The 1,035-nt window shown below is 48.1% G+C and carries 1 pseudogene; it reads left to right on the plus strand.

Annotated features, from left to right (window positions below):
* A pseudogene (locus tag NFR28_RS08850) lies at positions 1-1,035 on the plus strand (hypothetical protein); the annotation flags it as partial.

Here is a 1,035-nt window from a genome sequence, read left to right on the forward strand (position 1 = left end):
ATGGAGAGGGAGACGAGCTTTATCTGCACTTGCCGTATCAACTGTTTTGGTTTGCGGTGTAAGCGGTATTGCTTGGGCAGATGATGATGTGAGCGCACAAGCTCAGCAACAAGCGGTAGAAGCGTTTGCTGATCAGGAAGATGAATCACGTGACGCTAAAGACAGTGTGGTAGATGCGGTAGATAAAAACACTGCAGACAAATCAAATGACAACACTAAGACCGACGAAGGTGCCAAAGAGCAAATTCCTGCAACGCCTGATACTTCAACTCAGCCTGAAGCATCCGCGAAACCTGACACGCCTGTAAAGCCAGAAACTCCCACCCAGCCAGAAAAGCCATCATATAAGGCTGGCTGGAATAAGGTTGGAGCTGATTGGTATTATGCAAATGCTCAAGGTCAGCCACAAACTGGATGGGTAAAGGTTTCTGGGTCATGGTATTACCTTGATCCAGCAGCAGACGGGCGTATGTTGACGGGATCTTATAGGGTTAACGGCACGCTTTATCATGCTCGTCCTTCAGGTGCCATTATTGCGGGCAATGGCTGGGTAAAAGCTGATGGTTCTTGGTGGTGGGCAACCACTTCGGGAGCTCTGCGCACCGGTTGGCTTCAAGTGAAAGGTGTTTGGTATTACCTTGATCCAAATACAGGTGCCATGCACACCGGATGGTTTAAAGCTCCATGGAAAGATAAGACTGCCTGGTACTATGCAAACTCTTCAGGTGCTATGCAATCGGGAGGATGGCACAAAATTGGTAATGCCTGGTATTACTTATCACGTTCAGGTGCCATGGCTACTGGTTGGCTGAAAGACAAAGGTGTCTGGTATTTCCTTGATCGTAGCAGTGGCGACATGCGTGCAAATAACTGGGTGCACGATTCCAATAAATGGTATTTTGTGAACGCAAGTGGTGCCATGGTAACTTCTCAGTGGCTCCATCGTGGTGATACCTGGTATTACCTTGCAAAATCTGGTGTTATGGCAACAGGTTGGGGCCAAATCAGAGGCGTTTGGTATTTCTTTGATCGCAC

Source organism: Adlercreutzia agrestimuris, assembly GCF_943193125.1.
GTDB lineage: Bacteria > Actinomycetota > Coriobacteriia > Coriobacteriales > Eggerthellaceae > Xiamenia > Xiamenia agrestimuris.